This is a genomic window from Streptomyces sp. NPDC048696 (assembly GCF_043198895.1).
Classification (GTDB): domain Bacteria; phylum Actinomycetota; class Actinomycetes; order Streptomycetales; family Streptomycetaceae; genus Streptomyces.
Genome location: NZ_JBICVJ010000005.1, coordinates 367,597 through 391,422 on the forward strand (window position 1 = coordinate 367,597; position 23,826 = coordinate 391,422).

Consider the following 23,826-nt stretch of genomic DNA (forward strand, 5'->3'; position numbering starts at 1 on the left):
GGTGGGCGTGGTGGGCGCTACTTCGTGTTCCGGGCGAGGCCGAGCGCGTACTGTGCCCACCACTCCCCCGCCTTCGGGCCGCCCTTGCAGTCGCCGTCCGACTCGCCGGGGCGCTTGACCCACACGTACGCGTCCACCAGCGGGTCGCCCGTGTGCGTCGTGGGGCGTTCGCCGAGGGCCCGGCCCGGGGGGTTGCACCAGGTCTCCTTCGGGTCGCCGCCGGTGTAGGGGCCGTTGCCGTTGCGGCTGGTGTCGATCACGAAGTGCTTGCCCGAGAGCTTCGCGGACAGCTTGCGGCCGAAGTCCTTGCTGGCCGCCGTCGTCTGGAAGTTGGAGACGTTGACGGCGAAGCCGTCGGCGAGGTCCACGCCCGCCCGCCGCAGCGGCTCGTCCAGCGCGTCCGGCTGCTGCCAGCCCGCGTTGCCCGCGTCCACGTACACCTTCACGCCGGGCTGCCGCTTCAGCCGCTCGACCGCCTTCTTCAGCAGGTCGTAGCGCTCCTCGGCGAACTGCGGCGGGGTGCAGCCGTCCACCAGGTGCAGGACCGCGTCCGGTTCCAGGACCACCGTGGCGCCCCGGTCGCCGATCCCGGCCGCCACCTTGTCCACCCACGCCCGGTACGCGTCCCCGTCCGCCGCGCCGCCCTTGGAGAACTGGCCGCAGTCGCGGTGCGGGATGTTGTAGAGCACGAGCAGCGCCGTGCGGTCCGCCTTCGCCGCCGCCTCGGTGAAGCCCTTCGCCTCCGACTCCGGGTTCTCCGGGCCGATCCACTCCCCGACCGGCTGCTCCGCGATCTTGCCGATCAGCGCGGCGTTGGAGTCGTCGCCGTCCTTGCGGTACGCCGCGACCTGGCGCGAGGCGTTGCCGTCCGGGTTGACCCAGAACGGGTCGACCGACTTGGGCTGCTGCGCCACCGTCGGCTTCTCGCCACCGCCCGACGACGAACAGGCCGTCAGCAGCAGCGCCGCACCCACGGCGACCGCGCCCGCCCGCGCACAGCTCCGGAACATCCGATCCCCCTCATACGTGCTTCCCCGGACGCTTCCCCCGATCCATCGTGGCACACCCAGACGAACCACACCGCCGCGATCCCCACCGAGCGCACACGCAAGGCGACTTGGCGTTATCCGGACCTAGGGCCTCTCCGGTGGATCTGGCCTGGGACGCGGGGGTCTGGCACGCACATCTGCGGCGTTGTCGTCGGTTGCCATGGCTCCGCCATGCCGCCCTCCTCCGCCTTGCAGCATTGGGGTCTCCCCTGCTCGAACGAGGTTGAGAGCTTGGGGAAGCACCAGACCCCCGCTCACCAGCGCCGAAAAGAACCCCGGGCCGAAGGCGGCCAGATCCACCGGAAAGGCCCTAGGCCGAAAGCGCACACCGGTTCTACAGTGGTCGGGTCGGCCCCAGCCCCGGCCGAGTGCGACGCCGTTCCCCTAGAGCCTCCCGTGGCGGCGCCGGGCTTCTCCCGCAGCCCGCGCGCCCACGGTCGAGGACCAGCCCGGCCGGCGGCTCCGGGGGGAGCGGGCCGTCGGCCGGGCCAGGTGCCGGGCACCGAACTGCCCGCGCGTGCTCAGGACTTGGCCGCCGGGCGCGCCCGTACGTCCGTCAGATAGGCGGAGACCACCACGTTCGCCGTGTACGTACGCGCCTTGCGGTCGTACGTGCCCCCGCAGGTGATCAGCCGCAGCTCGGCGCGGCCCGCCTCGCGCGGCCCGTACACCTTGTGCGCGTCGAACCGGTCGCGGGTGAAGACCCGTACGTCGTCGATGGTGAACTCGGCGACCGAGCCGTCCGCCCGGACCACGTCGACCTTCTGGCCGGGGCGGGTGGCGCTCAGGCCGTAGAAGACGGCCGGTTTGCTCTCGGTGTCGACATGGCCGACGAGCAGCGCCGCGCCCGGGGCGCCGGGCTGGGCCCCGGCGCCGTACCAGCCGACCGTGCCCGGCCGGTCGTACGGCGGCGGATCGACCGCGCCCGAGGTGTCGAGGCCGCGCGGCACGACGGGTGCGGCCACCCCTATCGACGGGATCTCGACACGTTGCGGCGCCGCCGCCGTCACCGGGTCGTGCGCGGGCGGCAGGGCCACGCCCAGGGGGCGCCCCACCGCCGCCACATCGCCCGTGGTGGGCGCCGAGCTGCCGCCCGGACCGTCGCTGACCTCGCGGCCCCACAGCCACAGCCCGACCAGCAGGACGGCCCACGCGACCCCGGTGAGCAGCCGCCCGGTGCCGGACGCACGCTCGCTGGACACGGGTCCGCCCGCCTCAGTCGCTACGGCGCCGGCGCCGTACGCCCCGGCCCGCCACGGCGAGGGCCGCGACGGCCGCCAGGGTCAGCCCGATCACGGCGTGCTTGGTGCCCGGCCCCTGCTCGGTGGCCCGCTGGTCCGCCGCGAGCCGCGAGGTGCCGCCGCCGCCCGCGTGGACGGGGGCGTGCGGGGTCGGACGGTCGCGGTGGTCGCCGTCGTGGCCGTCGCGCCCGTCGTGGCGGTTGCCGCCCTGGACGACCGTGACCCGGCCTCTCGCCTGCCCGGCGCTGTCCTTGCAGTTGACCCAGATGTCGTAGTCGCGCGCCTGGGCGTCGGAGCGGATCCGGGCCTGCGCGAAGAGGCCCCCGTCGGCGGCAGGCGCGAAGTTCGCCTGTGCCACGAAGGCCTCCGAGGTCCCGACGGCCTGCCGGCCGCCGCACACGCCGACCCGCAGGTCCACCTCACCGCCCGGCGCGATGGTGGACGGTGTCACCGTCACCGAGCCGTGCGGCTCGGACTCCGCCGTCGCGGCGGACACGGGCATCAGGGCGGCGGCCGCCGCCACGGCCGCACAGAGCGTGACCTGTCGAAAACGCATCGTGAACCTCCTGTAAGGAAGATTCACGCCCGGGGGGTGATTTCGCATCCCGGACGCGCCCGAACGGCGGCATTCAAGGGGTCGCGGGGCCGTGACATTTGCGGCTCCGCCGCGATGGGGGTCCCCCCTGTTCGAGCGGAGCCGAGAACTTGGGGGAGCGACCAGCCCAAGACGGCCGGCAGCGACTAAATGAGCGACACCAGATCGGCGATCGAGTCGACTGTCTTGGACGGCCGGAACGGGAAACTCTCGACGTCCTCGGGCCGAGTGAGCCCGGTCAGCACGAGAAACGTCTGCATCCCCGCCTCCAGTCCGGCCAGGACATCCGTGTCCATCCGGTCCCCGATCATCGCGCTGGTCTCCGAATGCGCCCCGATCGCGTTCAGCCCCGTCCGCATCATCAGCGGATTCGGCTTGCCCGCGAAGTACGGCTTCTTGCCGGTCGCCTTGGTGATCAGCGCGGCGACCGCGCCGGTCGCGGGCAGCGGGCCCTCGGTGGACGGCCCGGTCTCGTCCGGGTTGGTGCAGATGAACCGCGCCCCGCCGTTGATCAGCCGGATCGCCTTGGTCAGCGCCTCGAAGCTGTACGTACGGGTCTCGCCCAGGACCACGTAGTCAGGCTCGTGGTCGGTCAGCACGTACCCGATGTCGTGCAGCGCGGTCGTGAGCCCCGCCTCGCCGATCACGTACGCGGTGCCGCCGGGCCGCTGGTCGTCCAGGAACTTGGCGGTGGCGAGCGCCGAGGTCCAGATGTTCTCGACCGGGACGTGCAGCCCCATCCGGGCGAGCCGGGCCTGGAGGTCGCGCGGGGTGTAGATCGAGTTGTTGGTCAGGACCAGGAAGGGCTTGCCCGACTCCTTCAGCCCCTTGAGGAAGGCGTCCGCACCCGGGATCGGCGTGCCCTCGTGAATGAGGACCCCGTCCATGTCGGTGAGCCAGGATTCGATCGGCTTGCGCTCTGCCATGGGGCGGACTCTCCTGCGGTGTGCGCCGGTGGGCGCTGGGGGCTGGGCGGTGCCGGTCGCACCACAGCGTGCGGTGCCGACAGCGCCCAGCCTAGGGCCTGTCCGGTGGATCTTGCCTGGGCCGCGGGGGTCTGGCACGCACCGAAACGGCGACCCACACCGAAAGCGGCCAGATCCACCGGACAGGCCCTAGTCACGATGCGCGGATTCCGACCTGGTCGATCACCTGGTGGATCGCGCGGGACCCGGATTCACGCGGGACCCGGATTCATCCGGGACCGGGTTCAGCTGCCGGTCGCCGACTTCCACGCGTCCACGTACTCCGGCAGGTGCGTGCTGATGTCGAGCCAGTTCGGATTGAAGATCTCGACGCCCTGCATCAGCTGCGCGAGCGCGGTCGCGTTGGCGTCGGTGGCCTTGACGTCGGTACGGGCCGCGAAGCCGCCGCCGATCGCGCTGACCTCCTGCTGTGCCTGCTCGGTCAGCATGAAGTCGAGCAGCTTCTTGGCGTTGGTGGTGTGCGGGGCCTTCTCGACCAGACCGGCGGCGTACGGCAGGGCGAAGGTGGTGGGCTTGCCGGGGCCGGTCGCCGGGAACCAGATGCCGAGGTTGGGCATGGTCTTGGCCTGGGCGTAGTTCATCTGCACATCGCCGTTGGCGACCAGGAGCTCGCCCTTGTCGACCTTGGGCGCGAGCTTGCCGGTGGAGGCGGACGGGCCGACGTTGTTGGCCTGGAGCTTCTTCAGGTACTCCATGGCGGCCTCCTTGCCGCCGAAGTCGTGCATCGCCTTGATGACGACGGCGGTGCCGTCACCGGCGACGCCCGGGGTGGAGTACTGGAGCTTGTTCTTGTACGTGCCGTCCAGCAGCTCCTCCCAGGTCTTGGGAGCCTGGGAGAGCTCCTTCTTGTCGTAGACGAAGCCGAAGTAGTTGTTGACGACGGCCGTCCACTTGCCCTTGGCGTTCTTCTGCGCGTCCGGGACCTTGTCGGCACCGGCCGGTACGTACGACTGCAACAGGCCCTTGCTGTCGGCCTGCTGGATGAACGGCGGCAGCGTGACCAGCACGTCGGCCTGCGTGTTGGACTTCTCGCGGACGGCGCGCTGCACCATCTCGCCCGAGCCGCCCTCGACGTACTTGACCTTGATGCCGGTCTTCGCCTCGAAGTCCTTGAAGACCTTGTCGTACCAGCCGTCGCCCTTCTCGCCCTTGAGGCCGTCGGCGCTGTAGACGGTGACGACCTTCTCGTCCGCCTTGGAGTCGGCGGAGGAGGAGCCGCCGCAGGCGGAGAGGGTGGCGGCGAGGGCGAGGCTGCCGGTCACGGCGGCGATCGGCTTGAGCGGGCTGGTGCGCATGACGTTTCGAACTCCTGTTGTCTGAAGGCGGTTCTGCGGTCGGTTATCTGAAGGAGGCCTTGGTACGGATACGGGAGACCGCGAGCAGGACGAGCAGCGTCGTCCCCATGAGGACCACGGCGACGGCCGCGCCGGTGAAGAGCGAGCCACGGTCGGTGGCCGCGAAGATCTGTACGGGCAGGGGCGTCCAGTCCGGTGGGTAGAGCATCATCGTGGCGCTCAACTCACCCATGGACAGGGCGAAGCAGAGCCCGGCGGCCGCGGTCAGGGACGGCAGCAGCAGCGGCAGCCTGACCCGCCACAGGACGTACGCGGGCCGGGCGCCGAGGCTGGCCGCGGCCTGCTCGTACATCGGGTCCAGACGCACGATGGCGGCCGAAACCGACTGGTGGGCAAACGCCGTGACAAGAACGGTGTGCGCGAGGATCACGATCCAGCGCGTGCCGTTGAGCAGGACCGGCGGTTTGGAGAACGCGACCAGGATCGCGAGTCCGACGACGACCGAGGGCACGGCGACGGGCAGGACGAACAGCGCGTCCATCGCCCGCTTGCCCCGCTTCCCCAGTGACGCGGCGGCCAGCGCGGCCCACGCCCCGACGGTCAGCGCCAGCAGGCTGGCCGCGACGGCCGTGACCAGGCTGGTGGTGAGCGCGTGGAGCGAGTCGCCGGTGGTGGCCGCGTCGTAGTGGGAGGTGGTGAAGCCGGACGGGAAGGCGCCCGACCAGTTGGTGGCGAACGACGCGGCGACGACGACGAGCAGCGGCAGCGCGAAGATCGGCAGGAACAGGACGAAGAAGACGGCCCAGGTGGCCCAGCGGCCGCCGCGGCTATGCACCAACACGTCGGCTCACCACCCGGTAGAGGCCGTAAAGACCCACGGAGATCGCGATGTTGACGACGGCGACGACACAGGCGGCCGGGTAGTCCGACTCCAGGATCGCCTTGCTGTAGACGAGCATGGGAAGAGTGGTGACCCCTTTCGCCCCGGTGAAGAGCACGATGCCGAACTCGTTGAGGCACATGACGAGGACGAGCGAGCCGCCGGCGGCGAGCGCGGGCAGCGCCTCGGGCAGGATCACCCGCCGCACGATCCGGGCGGGCCGCGCGCCGAGCGACGAGGCCACCTCCAGCTGTGCGGTGTCCAGCTGGGAGAACGCGGCGAGCAGCGGCCGCATCACGAAGGGCGTGAAGTAGGTGATCTCCGCGAGCAGTACGCCCCACGGGGTGGTCAGGAACTGGAACGGCCCCGAGTGCGCGCCGGTCACGTCCGTCCACATCCCGTTGGCCATGCCGACCGTGCCGTAGATGAACAGCAGCGCGAGCGTGATCAGGAAGGACGGGAAGGAGAGGAAGACGTCGATGAACCGGGCGACGGCCTTCCCGCCGGGGAACGGTACGAACGCGATGACCAGCGCGAGGACGAAGCCGAGCACGAGGCAGCCGGCCGTTGCTCCGGCCGCCAGCCACACTGTGGTCGTGAGCGCGTCCCGGAACGCGTGGGACGCGAAGACGTCGGTGTAGGGCGTCAGGGACATCCCGTCGGCGCCGTCGGGGGTCAGCGACTGCTTGACGACGAGTCCGAGGGGATAGAGGAAGACGAGCGCGAGGACCAGGACCGGCGGGAGCGCCCACACCCAACTCGGCCCCGAGCGCCGCGACTTGGCTTCCCGGCCGGTGAGGGCGGCCTCGACCGTTCCACTGGAGAGGCGGTCATCCGGCTGCGGACCGTCTGTGGCTGGTCGCGCAGTTCCCCGCGCCCCTGAAGGGGCCCGGAGCCTAGCCATCGCCGGCCACCCCCGCCCCCAGCAGCACCGCGTCCTCGGACGCGAAGTGGAGCGTGACCTCGTCGCCCAGCGCGGGCGTCGCGCGCAGTTCGCGCAGGTCCGCCTTGATGCGGTGGCCCGCCACGTCCACGTACAGGCGATGCGTGGAGCCGCGCCACTGGACCTCGGCGATCCGCCCGCGCAGGGCGTTGGGGCCGTCGCCAAGACCGACCAGGTGCGGCCGTACGCACAGCGTGGCCGACGCGCCCACCGCGACCTCGTCCGTGGCGACCGCGAGCGCGGTCCCGCCGAACGACACGTACCCCGGCCCCACCCGCACCGGCAGCAGATTGGCGTTGCCGACGAACGACGCCGTGAACTCGGTGCGCGGGCGCCGGTACAGGTCCTGCGGTGTGCCGCAGTCCCGCAGCCGGGCCCGGTCCATCACGGCGATCCGGTCGGCCAGGGTCAGCGCCTCGATCTGGTCATGGGTGACATAGAGGATCGAGACGTCCGGCAACTCGCGGTGCAGCCGGGCGAGTTCGGCGAGCATGCCCGAGCGCAGCTGGGCATCGAGCGCGGACAGCGGTTCGTCGAGGAGCAGGACGCCCGGCCGGATGGCGAGGGCGCGCGCGATGGCGACGCGCTGCTGCTGGCCGCCGGAGAGCTCACGCGGATAGCGCCGCGCGTACGCCGCCATCCCGGTCATCTCCAGCGCCTCGGCCACCCGCCCGGGGATCTCGGCCCGGGGCGCCTTCTGGGCGCGCAGCCCGAACGCGACGTTGTCGGCCACCCGCATGTGCGGGAAGAGCGCGTACTGCTGCACGACCATTCCGATGCCCCGCCGGTGCGGCGGCAGCGCGGTGACGTCCCGGCCGCCGATGAACACCCGCCCGGCGGCGGGCCGCACGAACCCGGCGACCGCCCGCAGCGCGGTGGTCTTGCCGGACCCGGACGGGCCGAGCAGCGCCATGACCTCGCCGGGCTCGACGGTGAGGTCGAGCGAGTCGAGGACGGTGTTCCCGTCGTAGACGACGCTGACCCCGTCGAACCGTATGCCGCCGCCGGTCATGAGGCTTCCGCCCGCGCGATCAGCTCCGGCAGCTCGGCCACCGAGCCGAGCACGTCGCTCGCCCCCGCCGCCCGCAGCGCCTCGGCGTCATGGGCGCCGGTCAGCACCCCGGCGACGATGCCCGCACCGGAGCGCACCCCGCTGAGCATGTCGTACGAGGTGTCACCGGCCACCGCGATCTCCCGCACCCCGTCCACCGCGCCGGTGCGCAGGAACGCCGCCAGCACCATGTCCGGGTACGGCCGCCCCCGGCCCCCCGCGTCGGCCGGGCACAGGGTGAGGTCGACGAGGTCGCGCCAGCCGAGCGCGCCGAGGATGGCGTCCTGGGTGACCCGGGCGAATCCGGTGGTCAGGACGACCGTGCGCCCCTCGGCCCGGAGCCGTTCGATCGCCTCGCGGGCGCCGGGGATCGCGGCGATCCTGCCGTCCGCGACGAGCTCCCCGTACGCCTGCTCGAAGGCGGTGTTCGCGGCCTGTGCCCGCTCCTCCGTGCCGAACAGATGCCGGAAGACGGAGATCTTGGACTCGCCCATGGTGGCGCGGACGTAGTCGACCATCTCGGCCGGATCCTCGCCGAGCCGCCGGGCGGCGGCCGCGAAGGCCTGCTCGACGAGCCCGCCGTCGGCGACGGTGGTCCCCGCCATGTCAAGGACAACCAGCTTGTACGTACGCTCCACAGCGCTCAACTCCTTCACCATCCCAGCTCGTTCGCGGTCCGCTCGGCGATCGCCGGGGAGCAGGTCATCCCGCGCCCGCCCGGCCCGGTCACCAGCCACACGCCGTCGCGCACCTGCTGGCGGTGGACGACGCGGGAGGTGTCGACGCACTGCGCGTACACCCCGGCCCAGCGGTGGCGGACCTTGGGCATCGGGCGGCCGAGGAAGGACTCGACGACCCGGGCCAGATGCTCGTACGGCTCCTCGACGACGTCGAAGGCGAAGGGGTGCTCGTACTCGTGCGTGTCGCCGACGGTCAGCCCGCCGTCCGCGCGCTGCACCATCAGGAGCTGCATCTTGTGCGCGGCGGCCGTCGGGTCCTGCGCCTGGCCCGCGTTGAGCGCGTCCAGCGCGGCGCTCGCGTACGCCGGGTAGTAGCGGAAGCTGTCGGCGTCGGCGACGGACGTGGTCAGGGTCTCGCCCAGCGGCTCGGTCTGCATCATCTGCAGCCGTACGCGGCGGACCGGCAGGTCGGGGACGAGCTCGCGCACGAGCCCGCCGAGCCACGCTCCCGTGCACAGGACGACGGCGTCGCCGGTGTGCGTGTCGCCGTGGTCGTCGCGGACGGCGTTCTGCCCGACGACCTCGCGGACCTCACGACCACCGAGGAAGGTGTACCGCCCGGACGCCAACAGCTCCCGCTTGAGCGCGAGTTGGGCGGTACGGGGCTCGACGGCGGCGTCGCGCTCGCACCACAGGGCGGCGGCGAAGTCCCCGCGCAGCGCCGGGTTGACGGCCCGCGCCTCGTCGGCGGCGAGCAGCCTGTACCCACGGGCGGCGGCATCCTCGCGCGCCAACGCGGCTTCGGCGACGGCCAGTTCGAGATCGTTGCGTACGGGCGTGAGCGAGCCGCAGGCCCGGAACCCCAGCCCGGGCACCCGCTCCCCGACGGCCTCCCACAGCTCCCGGGCCCGCAGCGCGGTGTCCAGCTCCTCGCCCCCGGCGCGGCCGCTGACCCATATCTGCCCGAAGTTGCGCAGAGACGCCCCGCGCGCCTCGCTCTCGCGCTCGATCTGTACGACCTCGTGGCCGCGTTCCACTGCGTGCCAGGCGTGCATGGTTCCCACCACACCGGCTCCAACGACGATGACTCTCACGCCGTGAACAGTCCTCGGGGCGAGTGGACCGCAGGGGGCGGGACAACGACGGGACGGTGAACGCCCCTTCAAGTTTGGCCTAGACCCGTTACTATTCTGTTATCACTTCTTGGCTGCGCCAATGAGCTCCCCGGCTACACCCCGCCCCCCAGACGCGTAGTGAACGAGAACCGATCCCCTCGGTAAAGGGTCCGCACCCGCTCCAGCGGCAACCCACCGGTGTCCCGCGAGACCCGATGAATCAGCAGCATCGGCAGCGCGGGCGGGGTGCCGATGAGCAACGCCTCCCGCGGAGTGGCCAGCACCGTCTCGATCCGCTCATCCGCGTCCCCGAAGGCGATCCCGAGCCGATCGCGCAGATAGGCATAGAACGACGAGTCGGGCTCGAACTCGGCATCAAGCCGCGGCACCCGAGCCACCGCCACATACGTACTCTCAAGCCCCATCCGCTCGTCGTCCGCGAGCAGCACACGCTCCATGTGCCAGACGGGCTCCCCACGTTCGAGACCGGTCTCGGCGGCCAGGGCGGGCGGGCACGGGAAACGGTCCAGGGAGATGAGCGAACGCCCGGGCCGCCGCCCCTGCCGCCGCACCCCCTCCGTATAGCTCGCGAGCGAGAGCGGCTGCTCCAGCTTGGGTCCGGCGACCACCGTGCCGCGCCCCTGCCGCCGCAGCCGCCCTTCGAGCAGCAGCTCGCGCAGCGCCTGCCGCACGGTCTCGCGGGCGACCTCGTACTGTACGGCGAGATCGCGCTCGGTCGGCAGCAGCCCGCCCTCCCCCAACTCGTCGATGAGCGCGGCCACTTGGGCCTTGACGGCGTAGTACTTGGGGATGCGCCCGTGCTCGGGGATGCCGGAGCGGATGGGGGCGCCGGGGGCTTGATCGTTCGGGTAGTCCACGGCGTGATGGTCGCATGCGGGACCGCGCGTCAGCGCCGCCGCAACCGCACCCGCCGCGACCCGATGACCAGCGCCCCGCCGCCGAGAACCAGCGCCCCCGCCGCCCCGGCCGCCCCCGGCCCGAGCGGCGCGCGCGACCCCGAATCGGCCAGCTCACCCAGCTCGTCCAGCTCATCCGGGTCGCCCAGCTCGGCGAGTTGGGACGAAGGCGGCGTCGCCGCGGCCGCGCCCGGCGGGGCGATCCCGAACCGGTAGCCCCCGGACTCCCCGACCCACTCCCCGTTGTCCCCTCGGCGCTGCACGATCGCCGCGTTCACGGTGATCTCGTTGGCCCGGGTGTCGGCGGTGAACCCGAGCCGGACCTTGACCGTGACGGTCTGGCCCGCGCCGATCACGAACCCGGGGAACCCGTCGTCGAAGACCCCGATGTGCTCGTCCTCGTCCGTCCGCTCGAACGGAACGGGGTGCGGGTGCCCGGCCGCCGTGTCGTAGAACTCCATCTTGGCCTGGGAGTTCCTGAGCGTCCGGTCCCGGTCGACGAGGACGACGACGGGGTGGATGTTGCGGCAGGTGCGGGCGGTGGTGTTGGTGAGGTCGACGTACCAGACCTGGGCGCCGTCACCGGGGTGGTACTCGGCCGGCCCGCCGTGGATCCGGGTGGCGAACGGGAAGTCGGGGCTGTTCTTGTCCCCGCAGACCGGCTGATCGGCGGCGAAGAGCGAGGCGTGCCCGTGTCTGCCGCGCGGCTCGCTCTCGTCGGCCGTCGCGGCGGATGTCCCGGACAGGGTCGTGGCCGCGGTCATTCCGATGGCGAGGGCGTTGCGCAGTCGCATGAGGGGCCTTTGCTGGTCGCAGGCGTTCGTGCCTCCGGACCCTGCCACGCGCGCGCGAAGCCCCGCCGCAGCCACGCCCGCCGCCGGGAGATCGGCCCCGCGAATCCATCCGATCAGCCCAATATCGTCCTGTCGGACAGTGTCATGACGTCACCGTCGGGCAGTGTCATGGCGTCACCGCTGCCATGGCGTCACGGTCGTCCTCGCGTCACCGTTACGGCGTCACCATCGCTATCGCGTCACCGCGAGCCGCCGCCCCGGTCCCGCCGCCCCGTGCCCGAACAGCGGCCCCAGGATCAGCCGCGCCGCGCCCTCCGCCACCGCGTGCGGGCCGCCGGGGGTCACCGACACCGGGATCGCGCGGGCGTCGCCGCCGCCTCGACGGGCGCGTTCCTCCAGGACGGCCCGTACCCCGCGTACGAAACTGTCCGGCGCGCCCATGACCGTACGGCCGCCGAGCAGGACGCGGTCGATGTCGAGCAGGCCGACCAGGTTCGCGGCGCCGACGCCCAGGAAGCGGGCGGCGGCCGCGATGTCGCCGCGTGCCACCGACGACAGGCACAGCGCCTCGATACAGCCGCGCGCCCCGCAGCCGCAGGCCGGGCCGCCGAGCAGGATGGTCTGGTGGCCGAACTCGCCCGCGCCCGTCCGCGAGCCGCGCAGCAGGGTGCCGTCGAGGACCAGGCCCGCGCCCAGGCCCGTACCGAGATGCAGATACGCGAAGGAGTCGGCCGGGCCGCGCAGGGCGAGGCCGAGGGCCGCGGCGTTGGTGTCCTTGTCCAGGACGACCGGCAGGCCGAGGCGGTCGGCGAGCGCGTCGCGCAGCGGGAAGCCGTTCCACAGCGGGAAGCCGGTGACGCGGTGGAGCACGCCGGTGTGGTGGTCGAGCGGGCCGGGGCTGGCGACGCCGACGCCCAGCACCCGGCGGCCCCCGATGAGCGATTCGGCCTCGCGGGCGGCGGCCTCGACGACCGTGTCGTGGCCCGCGCCGAGGTCGAGCGGCACGGTCCGCACGCCGACCAGCGTGCCCGCCAGGTCGACCAGGACGGCGGTGAGCTCGTCGCGGTCGAGGTGCAGTCCTATCGCGTGCCCGGCCGACGGCACCAGTTTGAGCACCGTGCGCGGCTTGCCGCCGGTCGAGGCGCGACGGCCCGCCTCGGTCGCCGTGCCCTCCGCCCGCAGCCGTGCGGTGATCTTGCTGACGGCCTGCGGGGTGAGCCCGGTCCGCTCGGCGAGCTCCAGTCTGCTGATCCCGGCGTCCCCGGCCGTACGCAGCAGATCGAGCACCAGCGCGGCGTTGTGGCTGCGCAGGGCCGGCAGATTGGCTCCCGAGGTTCCCGGGGCTCCCGAGTTACTCCTGTTCACACTTCCATTGTCTCCTGCGCTTGCACTTTGGCAACAGCGTTGCTTAAGTGGTGTTCATGAACGCTGGCAATACTGGCCATACCGGCAAGAACGGTGACCTCCGCGTCGGACTCGTGGGCTACGGCCTGGCCGGATCCGTCTTCCACGCCCCGCTGATCGCCGCGACCGAGGGCCTGGTCCTCGACACGGTCGTCACGTCCAGCCCCGAGCGCCGGGCGCAGGCCCGCGCCGAGCACGGCGAGGGGCTGCGGTTCGCGGACTCCCCCGACGACCTCTTCGCCGCGGGCGCGGGCTCCGGGTCGACGGGCCGCGACTCGACGGGCTCGGACGCGGCGGGCTCCGGCTCGGCGGGGCGTGGCTCGGCGGGCTCCGGCTCGGCAGGTGGCGACTCGGCAGGTGGTCGGTCGGCGGGTCCCGGTGCCGGTCTCGATCTGGTGGTGATCGCCTCCCCCAACAAGACCCACGTGCCGATCGCCACAGCCGCGCTCAAGGCGGGCCTGCCCGTCGTGGTCGACAAGCCGGTGGCGGGCACCGCCGCCGAGGCGCGGGGCCTGGCCGCCCTCGCCGAGGAGCGCGGCCTGCTGCTCTCCGTCTTCCAGAACCGCCGCTGGGACAACGACTTCCTGACCCTGCGCGCGCTCCTGGACTCGGGCGAGCTCGGCGAGGTCCAGCGCTTCGAGTCCCGCTTCGAGCGCTGGCGCCCGCAGCCCAAGGGCGGCTGGCGCGAGTCGGGCGACCCGGCGGAGATCGGCGGTCTGCTGTACGACCTGGGCAGCCACGTCGTCGACCAGGCCCTGGCCCTGTTCGGCCCGGCGCTGCGGGTGTACGCGGAGGCGGACGTACGCCGTCCGGGCGCGGCGGCCGACGACGACACGTTCATCGCGATCACGCACGCGGGCGGCGTCCGCTCACACCTGTACGTGAGCGCCACGACCGCCCAACTCGGCCCGCGCATGCGCGTGTTGGGATCGTCGGCGGGATACGTCAAGTACGGGCTCGACCCGCAGGAGGCCGCGCTGCGGGACGGGAAGCGGCCGGTGCCCGGGCAGCCGTGGGGCCGCGAGCCGGAGGCGATGTGGGGCCGGGTCGGCTCCGGAGAGTCCCCGCTGACGGGCGGCGGCCGCCCGGTAGAGAGCGCGCCGGGCGACTACCCCGCGTACTACGCGGCCATCGCGAAGGCCCTGCGCGAGGGCGGCGAACCGCCGGTCACCGCGCACGAGGCGGCGGCGGCCCTCGACGTCCTTGAGGCCGCGCGCACCTCCGCGCGCGAGGGCGTGACGGTGGAGGTGGCGCTGTGACGACGCCCGCCTTCGACCCCGACTTCAGCATGGCCGAACTGGAGGCGCAGGAGGTCGAGTTGACGCTCCCGCGCTTCACCTACGAGGACGCGTGGGCGCTCGGCTCGCTCGTGCGGCAGCTGGCCGTGGCCCGCAGCGCCCCGGTCACGATCGACATCCACCGGGGCACCCAACAGCTCTTCCGCTGCGCCCTGCCGGGCTCGACCCCGGACAACGACGCCTGGATCGACCGCAAACGCCGCGTCACCGAGCGCTACGCGTGCAGCTCCTACCTGGTCGGCGCCCGCTTCCGCGCCAAGGGCACCACATTCGAGGCCTCCTCCCGCCTGGACCCCGCCGTATACGCGGCCCACGGCGGCTCGTTCCCCCTACGGGTGACGGACACCGGCGTCATCGGCACGGTGACGGTCTCGGGCCTCCCGCAGGTGGACGACCATGCGCTGGTGGTGGAGGGGTTGCGGGGGTTTGTGGCGGGCTAAGGGGGCCGTCGGCCGCCTGAGCCGTCAGGCGAGCTCGGAGGTGTCGAGGTCGAATCCGAACGGCTCGGGCAGGGCCAGTTTGGCGCCGAAGGCGGCCGTCGACGCATGCTGGTAGTGCCCGTTCTCCGGGTCCCAGTGCACGACGGCCTCGCCGCGGTGGCGGTCGATGAGGAGGTACACGGGGAGCCCGGCCTGAGCGTACGCATCGCGCTTGTCGATACGGTCGACGTTGGCGTCCTCCTCACTGCCCGAAGTCACCTCCACGACCATCAAGACGCCCGAGGGATCGGACCAGGACGGCTGCCCCTTGAAGTACCCCTCGGGCGCGACCGCACCATCGGCTCTGGCCCTACCGGCGCGGTAGGCCGGGACAGCCAGTCCCCGTTCCTCGTACAGCCATAGATCGGAATGGTGTCGGATGACCTGGCGCGCCACCACGCGTGACGCCTCCGAATGATCACCGTCCGGAGCCGGAGACACCAGGATCCTCCCGGTGATCAGCTCGACGTGGTACCCCTCCGGAGCCGCGGCATCGAACGCCTCGAACTCCTCAAGCGCCACTTCGGTCTGCTCGGGCTCCGCGATGGCCATCGTGCCTCCCTCTGATCGCCAGCCTACGCGTCCTTGAGTTCCTGGCGCTGCCGTCCCAACCCCTCGACCTCCAGTTCTACAACATCCCCCGCCCGCAGATACGGCTTCGGCTCCGGCTGCCCCATGGCGACGCCCGCCGGGGTGCCGGTGTTGATCACGTCGCCCGGGTAGAGCGTCATGAACTGGCTGACATACCGCACGACTTCCGCGACCGGGAAGATCTGGTCCGCCGTCGACCCGTTCTGCTTCAGCTCGCCGTTGACCCACAGCCGCAGCGACAGCGCCTGCGGGTCCGGGATCTCGTCCCGGGTGACCAGCCAGGGGCCCAGCGGGTTGAACGTCTCGCAGTTCTTGCCCTTGTCCCACGTGCCGCCGCGCTCGATCTGGAACTCGCGCTCGGACACGTCGTGCGCGACCGCGTACCCGGCGACGTGCGCCAGCGGGTCCTCGTCGGCCCCGATGTAGCGGGCCGTGCGGCCGATGACGATCGCGAGCTCGACCTCCCAGTCGGTCTTGACCGACTTCCTCGGCACCAGGACCGTGTCGTTCGGCCCGACGACCGTGTCCGCCGCCTTGAAGAAGACGACGGGCTCGGCCGGAATGGCCGCGCCGGTCTCGGCCGCGTGGTCGTGGTAGTTCAGCCCGATGCACACGACCTTGCCGATCCCGGCGACCGGCGGCCCGATCCGCTCCCCGTCCGCGTCCAGCGCGGGCAGCACCCCGGTGTCCGCCGCGGCCCGTATCCGGTCCAGGGCGAACTCGTCGGCGAGCAGCTCGCCGTCGATGTCCGGCACAAGCCCGGACAGGTCCCGCAGGGTCCCGTCGGCGGCGAGCAGCGCGGGGCGCTCACGGCCCGCCGTGCCTACGCGCAGCAGCTTCATGGTCTGTCTCCCTATGGTCGAGCGTGGCCCGGCCGATGGGTAGCGGCCATCGGAGGATCGTTCGATCCTCCAAGGTCGACGTCCACTCCGCAAGACCCCGTTCACAAACTGGACCGTAACCAGGACGGCGTCCGGCTAGGCCGGGCTGAGTGCGCCCGTGCCAGGGTCGGAGCCGGGCGCCGGCGGCCAAGGCGGGCGGCCCGGCCCGGTGCCCCCGGCCGGGCCGCTCGGTCGGGGCCGCTCGGTCAGCCGCGCTCCGTATCAAGCGGCTGGAGCAGGCGCCGGGGTGCGAGCAGGGCGCGGCTGACCGGGTCCTCGGGGTCGGGGTTGAGCCCGTCGCCCGGCCGCATCTCCACGTCCCGCGGCGCCACCGCGACCCCGCACGCCGGGCACTCCCCGTACGCGCCGAGCTCCGTACCGCACTCCGCGTGGTGAAAGCTGCGCATCTGGCGGGTGCCGGGGATGTTCTGGCGCCCCCAGAGCCCGAGCGAACGCAGCACGGGCCACAGGGCGAGGGCGCGGTCGGTCGGGACGTACTCGTCGCGCGGTGGCGACTCCTGATACCGGCGCTTCTCCAGGATCCCGGCGTCCAGGAGCGTCTGGAGGCGCGCGGCCAGCACCGCGCGCGGGATCCGCAGATGGACGAGGAAGTCGTTGTACCTGCGTACGCCGTACAGCGCGTCCCGTACGACCAACAGCGTCCAGCGCTCGCCGACGATCTCCAGCGCGCGGGCGATGGAGCACTCCTGGGCGACGTAGTCCTTGCCGAGAGCCATGGATTCAGTCTACCGAAGAGGGTTCATTGAACGAACCGACCATGCTAGGGTCGCTCACATATGCAAGTTCATTGATTGAACCTACGGATACGCCTGGAGTTCGGGACTCATGACCGGCGAGACAGTGCACATACCGAACGAGACGACTGCGACGACGACGGCCGCGGCGACGACAGCCGGGACCGAAGCTCCCCCGAAGGGGGCGGGCGCGACGCTCGCCGCCACCAGCGCCGCCACCACCATCGCGCTGATGAACTACACCGCCCCGATGCTCACGCTCCCCGGCATGACCGCGTCCTTCGGCACCCCGGTCTCCGCCCAGGCCTGGCTCCTCAACGGCACCCCGCTGGGCCTGGCCGCGCTCCTCCTGGTCGCGGGCAGCCTCGCCGACGACTACGGGCGGCGCCGGATCTTCCTCGCCGGAACGTTCGCCCTGGGCATCACGATCGCGCTCGGCGCCGTCGCGCCCACGACGCTGACGTTCACGCTCGCCCGGGTCGCCCAGGGCGCGGCGAGCGCGGCGATCCTGGCGAGCAGCCTCGGCCTCCTGGTCGCCGCGTTCCCGGCCGGGGCCGCGCGGATCAGGGCGACGGGGGTGTGGGGCGCGTTCGTCAGCGGCGGCATCGCGATGGGCCCGCTGCTCGCGGGCGGCCTGGCGACAATCAATTGGCGCCTGGCGTACGCGGTCCTCGCCGTGGCGGCCCTGATCGCCTTCGCGGCCGCCACGCGCGCGTTGACCGAGTCCCGCGCGCCCCGGAAGGGCGGCCGCCCCGACTGGGCGGGCGCGCTCACCCTCGCGCTCGCGTTCACCTCCCTGATCGGCGCGCTGACCCTGGGCCGAGACGGCTGGCTGCGCGCGCCGGTCGGCGTACTGCTCGCGGCGGCGGTCCTGCTCACGGTCGCCTTCGCGCGCGTGGAGCGCCGCGCGGCCACCCCGACGATCGACCTCGCCCTCTTCCGCCGCCCCGAGTTCCTGGCGTCCTCGGCGGGGGCGCTGTTCACCGGCCTGTCGGTGATCGGCCTGTTCAGCTGCCTGCCGAACCTGCTCCACCAGGTGCGCGGTACGTCACCGATGTCGGCGGCGTGGCTGTTCGTGCTCTGGTCGGGCCTCGCGTTCGTGATCGCGTTGCAGGCCAGGCGGCTCGCGGGCCGGGTCGCCGCGCGCCGCCAACTGGCGATCGGCTTCGCGCTGCACGCGGTGGGCGTCCTGGCGATGCTGGGCGCGGTGCAGCCGACGGGCGGCACGCTGTGGCGGCTGGTGCCCGGCCTGATGGTGGCCGGTGTCGGCAGCGGCCTGCTGAACGCCGCGCTGCCCCGTCTGGCCGTCGAGTCCGTCCCGGCCGACCGCGCGGCGATGGGGTCGGGCGCCAACAACACGGCCCGCTACATCGGTTCCTCGGCGGGGGTGGCCCTGACGATCGCGGTGGCCCAGACCGGGGTGAACGCGACGCTGTGGGTGTCGGCGGCGCTGGCGGTCCCGGGCGCGGTCCTCGCGCTGGTGCTGCGGGAACGTTCCTGACCTGCGCCTCTCGTACTCACCGCAGCCGCATGGAGGCGAGCGTCCCCCACACCGCGAGCCGGTACCGGGACGTGAACTCCGGGGTGCAGGTGGTGAGCGTGACGTAGTACCCGGGTCGGCTGTACCCGTACTCCGTACGGAGACTGCTGCGCGGTACGGGAGCAATAACACCACTGTCGCCGGCGGACGTCTGATTGAGCGTGCTGTCCACCAGATAGGTGAAAACGGCGGTCCGCGTCTCGACGACGACGCGGTCGCCCGGCCGCAGCCGGTTGATGTACCGGAAGGGCTCGCCGTGCGTGTTGCGATGCCCGGCGAGCGCGAAGTTCCCGACCTGGCCGGGCTGGGCGGTGCCGGGGTAGTGCCCCACGTACCCCTTGTCGAGCACCCCGTGCTTGCTGATCCCCTCGGCGATGGGGGCGGTGATGCCGAGGGAGGGGATGCGCAGGACGGCGTACGCCTGGTCGCCCTGGGGGCGGTCGTCGGGGGTGGCCGTGCCGGCGGCGGAGGCGGGTCGATCGTCGGCGCGGGGTGCGGGGGCCGGCGGGGCCGCCTTCTTCGGCGTCCGGGTCGGGGCCCGGGACGCCGGCGGCCCCCACTCCCGCTCCAGGGCGTGCACGGTCTGCCGAGCCTCGGCCCGCGCCTCCCGGTTGGTCCACCACAGCTGATGGGCGACGAGCAGAAGCAGGACGACCCCGAGGGTGACGGCGAGCTCGGCGCCGCCCCAGAGGGCGCGGGCGAGGAGGCGGGGGCGGGTGGCTGACGCCGAGGGCACGCGCGCGGGGCGGTGGGCCGACGCCGGGGGCACGCGCGCGGAGCGGGCAGCTGACGCCGAGGGCACGCGCGCGAGGCGGGCGGCTGGACGTACGTACGCGTAACGCCCCCGCGCCGACACCCGTCGCAAGAACCCGCGCCCATGCACCACGACAGGCACCGCCAAGGGCTCGGGCCTCCGCATCCGCACCCCCCTCCACGTCCGCACGCGCGCACCATAAGGGCTGTCCCGTCAACTCACCAGGGCCGGAACACCCCTCCGCCGGGACCCCGCACAGCAGTACGGTGTCCCTCATGCGCCCCGACACGCCTGCCGATCACACCACCGAAGCCGAGCGTCTGCTGCGCACCGCGACGCAGTACCCGGAGGACCACGAACCGCTGCTCCTCCAGGCCGCGGCCCATCTGGAACTCGCCGGCGACCGCGAGCGCGCCACCGCGCTCTACGACCGCCTGCTGGCATCCGAGCCGGAGCACCCCACCCTGATCAAGGCGTTCAAGGCGGCCAACCTCTGGGAGTACGGGCACGAGGCCGAGGCGCGGGCGATGATCGAGGGCATCCGTATCACGGCCCCCGGGGACCCGGCGCCGTGGGAGATCATCGCGGAGACGCTGGAGACCCATGACGAGCTGGACACGGCCCACACCGTCCTGACGACCGCGCTCGGCCTCTTCCTCCCCGCCGAGGGTCCGGCGGGGGAAATCCCGTACCCCACCCAGTCGTTGCTGACGGCCCGCCACCGCGTACGCCGTCTGCTGGCCCTGGACCACGACACCTGGGACGGCCTCGCGGACCGCCTGCACCGCGCCGAGATCACCCTGGACGAACTCCACGACCCCAAGCGCCTGTGGTCCCTGGGCTCGGAGGACCCGGCGGAACTGAAGGCCGAACTGGCCCGCCTGCGCACGGAGTTGGGCTCCTACCGAGCCGCCCTCTCCCGCCCGTTCCCGGTGGCGGTCCTGCACTGGCCGGCGGACGAACTGGAGGAACTCCTGACGGCGTACCCGGAGCTCCAGTCCGAATACCCCACCCACGCGGCCCACTTGCTGGACATCGAAGCGTCACTACGAGAACTGTCGGCGACAGGCACGGCGAACCTGGGCATCGTGACCGGCACGGTCCCGTCCTATGAGGCCTTCGCAGCCTCGGAATCCTCCTCCCCGTCGAACGCGGACCTGCTCCCGCAGTACGCGACGACCCTTGCGGCCCGGGGGCGCGCGGTGGCTTGGCCGCCGCGACGGGGGGCGGATTGCTGGTGCGGGTCCGGGGTGGCTTATGGGGATTGCCACGGCGGAATGTGACGGCCGCTGTCGGGGATGTCAGTGGTCTTTGTTAGAACTGAGTCGCAACGGAATCGAATGACCCAGCGACCCAGGGAGAGGCCGTGGCGGACTCGGGGGATTTCACGCAGCCGATCACCGGCGTGTACGAGAAGCTGATCACGCAGCAGGTACAGGAACAGATCGACGGCCTCACCACCGACGGGTGGAAGGTCGTCGACGCAGAGGTCAGCCAGGAGTCCTCGCCCCACGTGCTCGCGCGGTTCGTTGCCGCGGCCGTACAGCGGAAGTTGCGAGAGCTTCCGCAGGACAGGCAAGTGGCCGCGGCCAACCACATCATGGCGTCCTTCTCCTCATTCGCCGCCAATGCCGACGAACCCTCGCCACCGGGAGCCGTCGCTCCCGGGGACACGGCGGCGCCGGGCCCGGATCCCGAGGACGTCATCGTCGACGGCCCACGCCAGTTGCTGGCCCTCGCCGAGCAGGAGGCGCCGGGTGTGTACGCGATGCGCCCGCTCACCCCGCTCTCCGAGACGGCTCTCATCACCAACGCACCCGAAGACCCAAGCCTCGGCAGCGAGTTGCGGGCCGAGCTGGCCACGGCGGACCGCGTCGACCTGCTCTGCGCCTTCGTGAAGTGGTACGGGCTTCGCGTGCTGGAAAACTCGTTGCGCGCCGCCAAGGAGCGCGGCGTACCCATCCGGGTCATCACGACGACCTACATGGGCGCCACCGACCGGCACGCGCTCGACAGACTCGTGCGCGAATTCGGCGCCGAGGTCCGCATCAACTACGAGATCCGCTCCACCCGGCTGCACGCCAAGGCGTGGCTGTTCAGACGCAATACCGGCTTCGACACCGCGTACGTGGGCAGCTCCAACCTTTCCAAGGCCGCGCTCCTTGACGGCCTGGAGTGGAACGTACGGCTGTCCTCGGTCGCCACCCGTGACGTCCTCAACAAGTTCGAGTCCACCTTCGACGCGTACTGGAGCAGCAGCGCGTTCGAGCCGTACGACCCGGATACGGACGCCAAACGGTTGGACGAGGCGCTTGGTCTGGCGGGCGGCACCACCAGCTCCGATGAGACGCGGATCAGCCTCTCCGGGCTCGAAGTGCGCCCCTTCGCGCATCAGCGCGACATGCTGGAGCGGCTCACCATCGAGCGGGAGGTCCACGACCGCCATCGCAATCTGCTGGTGGCCGCGACCGGCACCGGCAAGACCGTCATGGCCGCGCTGGACTACCGGGATCTGCTCCGCACCAAGGGCAAGGACCTGCGACTGCTCTTCGTCGCGCACCGCAAGGAGATCCTGAAGCAGTCTCAGCGCACCTATCGCGAGGTCCTGGACGACGCTTCATTCGGGGAACTCCTTCACAACGGCGAGCAGCCGACCGAGTGGAAGCACGTCTTCGCCAGCGTGCAGTCCCTCACCGAGCAGCGCCTGGCGAAGCTGGACCCGGCGCATTTCGACGTCATCGTCATCGACGAGTTTCACCATGCGACGGCGACCACCTATCGGCAGGTGATCGACTACTTCGCCCCCGCGGAACTCCTCGGCCTGACGGCCACGCCCGAGCGCATGGACGGGCTGAACGTCCAGGACGAGTTCTTCGATGGTCGCATCGCCGCCGAGATGCGCCTGTGGGAGGCTCTGGACAACGATCTGCTGTGCCCGTTCCACTACTTCGGCATCCCGGACGGCACCGACCTCAAAGCGCTCTCCTGGCAGAAGGGCTCGTACGACCTTGCCGAGCTGGGTGACGTCTACACCGGCAACCATGCTCGCGCCCGACTGGTCGTGAAGGCCATACAGCAGAAGATCCCCCACCCGGAGTCCATGCGTGCGCTCGGATTCTGCGTGACCAAGGCACACGCCCGCTTCATGGCCGGATTCTTCCGCGACGCAGGTATCAAAGCCGTCGCCCTCGACAGCGACTCGCCGCCCTCCGAGCGCGCTTCCGCGCTGGCCTCTCTGCGCAACGGCCCGCTCCAAGTGATCTTCTCGGTCGACCTGTTCAACGAAGGGCTCGACATCCCGGATGTCGACACTCTGCTGCTCCTGCGGCCGACGAACAGTGCGACGGTCTTCCTCCAGCAGCTCGGTCGCGGCCTGCGCCGCACCCCGGACAAGCCGGTCCTGACCGTCCTCGACTTCATCGGTGAGCACCGCGCCGAATTCCGCTTCGAGGAGCAGTTCCGCGCCCTGACGAGCCTGTCGCGCAACCGCCTGGTCGACAACCTGGAGCGCGACTTCCCGCAGCTCCCTTCCGGCTGCCAGATCATGCTCGAAGGTGTCGCCAAGGACATCGTCCTGAACAACGTCCGTACGCAGCTCAAGGCGAGTATCAAGGTCCTCGCCTCCGAGGTGAAGGATTTCGCCGAGGTCGGCCTGTCGGGCTATCTCACGGAGAGCCGCAGGGAGATCAAGGAGCTCTACAAGGGCTCCAACTCCTGGACGCGGATACTGCGTTACGCGGACCTCATCCCGGAAGACGCGCCGCCCGGCGAGGAACAACTACTCAAGCGCGTCCACGCGTTCCTGCACGCCGACGACGGCGAGCGCGTCGAGGCGTACACCCAGTTGCTGGAAGACGATGCGCCCACGTATGCCGAGCTGGACTCCAAGCGCCAGGGCTACGCCCGCATGCTCTTCTTCAATCTGTGGGACAAGGCGGGGGGATTCTCCAGCTACCAGGAGGGTTTCGACTCCCTGCGCGAGCAGGTCGCGCTGCGCAGTGAGCTCCGCCAGGTGCTGGCGCACATCCACGAGCGCACCGACCACCTCCCGATCGACCTGACGGGGCCCCACCACCAGCTCCCGCTGAAGATCCACAGCTCGTACAACCGCTCGGAGATCCTGGCAGCCCTCGGCGTGGCCCGACTCGGCGGCCAAATGCCGGGCTCGTTCGCGCAAGGCGTGGCGCGGGTGGACGCCCTCAAGACGGACGCGCTGCTGATCACGCTGGAGAAGAACGAGAAGGACTTCTCCCCGTCGATCCGCTACAAGGACTTCGCCCTGAGCCCCACGGAGTTCCACTGGGAGTCGCAGAGCACCACGGCGGCGGACTCGCCCACGGGTCGGCGCTACCAGAGCCACGCCAAGCAGGGCAGCCATGTGATGCTCTTCATGCGTCGCTACAAGGACAACGACATCGGCAAGTCCCAACCGTGGATGCTGCTGGGACCGGCGACGTACGGCGGGCACAAGGGAAGCAAGCCGATGGCCGTAACGTGGCGCCTCCACAATGAACTACCGGCCGACGTCTGGACGTACGCGCATATCGCGGCGGGCTGACGTTAGTAGCAGCCCTGACG

General features: G+C 71.5%; 22 protein-coding genes. 5 read left to right on the plus strand and 17 right to left on the minus strand.

Translation table 11 applies throughout. From position 1 onward, the window contains the following. Positions 1 to 17 precede the first annotated feature (17 nt). From ACGFRG_RS13135 to ACGFRG_RS13195, 13 genes are all read right to left on the minus strand, one after another. Positions 18 to 1,010, minus strand: a complete 993-nt coding sequence (locus ACGFRG_RS13135; RefSeq protein ID WP_361427849.1) for a glycoside hydrolase family 6 protein — start codon at positions 1,008 to 1,010, stop codon at positions 18 to 20. A gap of 560 nt (positions 1,011 to 1,570) precedes the next feature. After that, a complete protein-coding gene (locus tag ACGFRG_RS13140) occupies positions 1,571 to 2,251 on the minus strand; it encodes a class F sortase (protein ID WP_361427847.1) in 681 nt (226 codons plus the stop codon). Positions 2,252 to 2,264: 13 nt separating this feature from the next. Then, on the minus strand, positions 2,265 to 2,846 hold the full coding sequence (locus tag ACGFRG_RS13145) for a hypothetical protein (protein WP_393263586.1): 582 nt from the start codon (positions 2,844 to 2,846) through the stop codon (positions 2,265 to 2,267). Between the two features lie 185 nt (positions 2,847 to 3,031). After that, entirely contained in the window at positions 3,032 to 3,811 is a 780-nt protein-coding gene (locus ACGFRG_RS13150) for an HAD-IIA family hydrolase (protein WP_361427843.1), read from the minus strand. A 284-nt stretch (positions 3,812 to 4,095) separates the two neighbouring features. Continuing rightward, positions 4,096 to 5,166 carry a 2-aminoethylphosphonate ABC transporter substrate-binding protein gene (locus ACGFRG_RS13155; RefSeq protein WP_361427841.1) on the minus strand — a complete coding sequence of 357 codons (1,071 nt, stop codon included), beginning with the start codon at positions 5,164 to 5,166 and terminating at the stop codon, positions 4,096 to 4,098. Positions 5,167 to 5,209: 43 nt separating this feature from the next. Further along, positions 5,210 to 6,007 (minus strand): ABC transporter permease, encoded by a 798-nt coding sequence (locus tag ACGFRG_RS13160; RefSeq protein ID WP_393263589.1) that lies wholly within the window; start codon positions 6,005 to 6,007, stop codon positions 5,210 to 5,212. Continuing rightward, positions 5,994 to 6,950: a 2-aminoethylphosphonate ABC transporter permease subunit gene (locus ACGFRG_RS13165; RefSeq protein WP_393263591.1), complete on the minus strand. Its 957-nt coding sequence runs from the start codon at positions 6,948 to 6,950 to the stop codon at positions 5,994 to 5,996. Before ACGFRG_RS13165 ends, ACGFRG_RS13160 begins: the two co-directional genes overlap by 14 nt. Next, entirely contained in the window at positions 6,943 to 8,001 is a 1,059-nt protein-coding gene (locus ACGFRG_RS13170) for an ABC transporter ATP-binding protein (protein ID WP_361427835.1), read from the minus strand. Before ACGFRG_RS13170 ends, ACGFRG_RS13165 begins: the two co-directional genes overlap by 8 nt. Further along, positions 7,998 to 8,687: a phosphonatase-like hydrolase gene (locus ACGFRG_RS13175; RefSeq protein ID WP_393263593.1), complete on the minus strand. Its 690-nt coding sequence runs from the start codon at positions 8,685 to 8,687 to the stop codon at positions 7,998 to 8,000. The genes ACGFRG_RS13170 and ACGFRG_RS13175 overlap by 4 nt, the downstream gene beginning before the upstream one ends. A gap of 5 nt (positions 8,688 to 8,692) precedes the next feature. Then, complete coding sequence (locus ACGFRG_RS13180) at positions 8,693 to 9,814, minus strand: TIGR03364 family FAD-dependent oxidoreductase (RefSeq protein WP_361427831.1); 1,122 nt, start codon at positions 9,812 to 9,814, stop codon at positions 8,693 to 8,695. 134 nt (positions 9,815 to 9,948) lie between these two features. Continuing rightward, on the minus strand, positions 9,949 to 10,713 hold the full coding sequence (locus ACGFRG_RS13185) for a GntR family transcriptional regulator (RefSeq protein ID WP_361427829.1): 765 nt from the start codon (positions 10,711 to 10,713) through the stop codon (positions 9,949 to 9,951). 29 nt (positions 10,714 to 10,742) lie between these two features. Continuing rightward, positions 10,743 to 11,546: a hypothetical protein gene (locus ACGFRG_RS13190; protein WP_393263596.1), complete on the minus strand. Its 804-nt coding sequence runs from the start codon at positions 11,544 to 11,546 to the stop codon at positions 10,743 to 10,745. Between the two features lie 231 nt (positions 11,547 to 11,777). Beyond that, positions 11,778 to 12,911: an ROK family transcriptional regulator gene (locus tag ACGFRG_RS13195; RefSeq protein WP_361427825.1), complete on the minus strand. Its 1,134-nt coding sequence runs from the start codon at positions 12,909 to 12,911 to the stop codon at positions 11,778 to 11,780. A gap of 56 nt (positions 12,912 to 12,967) precedes the next feature. On the opposite strand from ACGFRG_RS13195, the gene ACGFRG_RS13200 reads away from it, so the two are divergent. Both ACGFRG_RS13200 and ACGFRG_RS13205 read left to right on the plus strand, forming a co-directional pair. Continuing rightward, on the plus strand, positions 12,968 to 14,209 hold the full coding sequence (locus ACGFRG_RS13200; RefSeq protein ID WP_393263598.1) for a Gfo/Idh/MocA family oxidoreductase: 1,242 nt from the start codon (positions 12,968 to 12,970) through the stop codon (positions 14,207 to 14,209). 29 nt (positions 14,210 to 14,238) lie between these two features. Beyond that, positions 14,239 to 14,688: a heme-degrading domain-containing protein gene (locus ACGFRG_RS13205; RefSeq protein ID WP_393263767.1), complete on the plus strand. Its 450-nt coding sequence runs from the start codon at positions 14,239 to 14,241 to the stop codon at positions 14,686 to 14,688. Between the two features lie 24 nt (positions 14,689 to 14,712). On the opposite strand, the gene ACGFRG_RS13210 is transcribed toward ACGFRG_RS13205, so the two are convergent. From ACGFRG_RS13210 to ACGFRG_RS13220, 3 genes are all read right to left on the minus strand, one after another. Then, positions 14,713 to 15,279, minus strand: a complete 567-nt coding sequence (locus ACGFRG_RS13210) for a Uma2 family endonuclease (protein ID WP_393263600.1) — start codon at positions 15,277 to 15,279, stop codon at positions 14,713 to 14,715. A gap of 23 nt (positions 15,280 to 15,302) precedes the next feature. Then, positions 15,303 to 16,160: a fumarylacetoacetate hydrolase family protein gene (locus ACGFRG_RS13215; RefSeq protein ID WP_393263602.1), complete on the minus strand. Its 858-nt coding sequence runs from the start codon at positions 16,158 to 16,160 to the stop codon at positions 15,303 to 15,305. A gap of 245 nt (positions 16,161 to 16,405) precedes the next feature. Then, a complete protein-coding gene (locus ACGFRG_RS13220; protein ID WP_393263604.1) occupies positions 16,406 to 16,936 on the minus strand; it encodes a winged helix-turn-helix transcriptional regulator in 531 nt (176 codons plus the stop codon). Positions 16,937 to 17,045: 109 nt separating this feature from the next. On the opposite strand from ACGFRG_RS13220, the gene ACGFRG_RS13225 reads away from it, so the two are divergent. After that, the gene (locus ACGFRG_RS13225) at positions 17,046 to 18,455 is read left to right on the plus strand and encodes an MFS transporter (protein WP_393263606.1); all 1,410 of its coding nucleotides are present in this window, start codon (positions 17,046 to 17,048) and stop codon (positions 18,453 to 18,455) included. A gap of 16 nt (positions 18,456 to 18,471) precedes the next feature. On the opposite strand, the gene ACGFRG_RS13230 is transcribed toward ACGFRG_RS13225, so the two are convergent. Continuing rightward, positions 18,472 to 19,230 (minus strand): class E sortase, encoded by a 759-nt coding sequence (locus ACGFRG_RS13230; protein ID WP_393263608.1) that lies wholly within the window; start codon positions 19,228 to 19,230, stop codon positions 18,472 to 18,474. A gap of 293 nt (positions 19,231 to 19,523) precedes the next feature. Here ACGFRG_RS13230 and ACGFRG_RS13235 point away from each other — a divergent pair, with 293 nt between their 5' ends. Both ACGFRG_RS13235 and ACGFRG_RS13240 read left to right on the plus strand, forming a co-directional pair. Continuing rightward, positions 19,524 to 20,531 (plus strand): SEC-C metal-binding domain-containing protein, encoded by a 1,008-nt coding sequence (locus ACGFRG_RS13235; protein WP_393263610.1) that lies wholly within the window; start codon positions 19,524 to 19,526, stop codon positions 20,529 to 20,531. Between the two features lie 83 nt (positions 20,532 to 20,614). Beyond that, positions 20,615 to 23,806, plus strand: coding sequence for a DUF3427 domain-containing protein (locus ACGFRG_RS13240; RefSeq protein ID WP_393263612.1), 3,192 nt, complete (start codon positions 20,615 to 20,617; stop codon positions 23,804 to 23,806). The last annotated feature ends 20 nt before the right edge of the window (positions 23,807 to 23,826 follow it).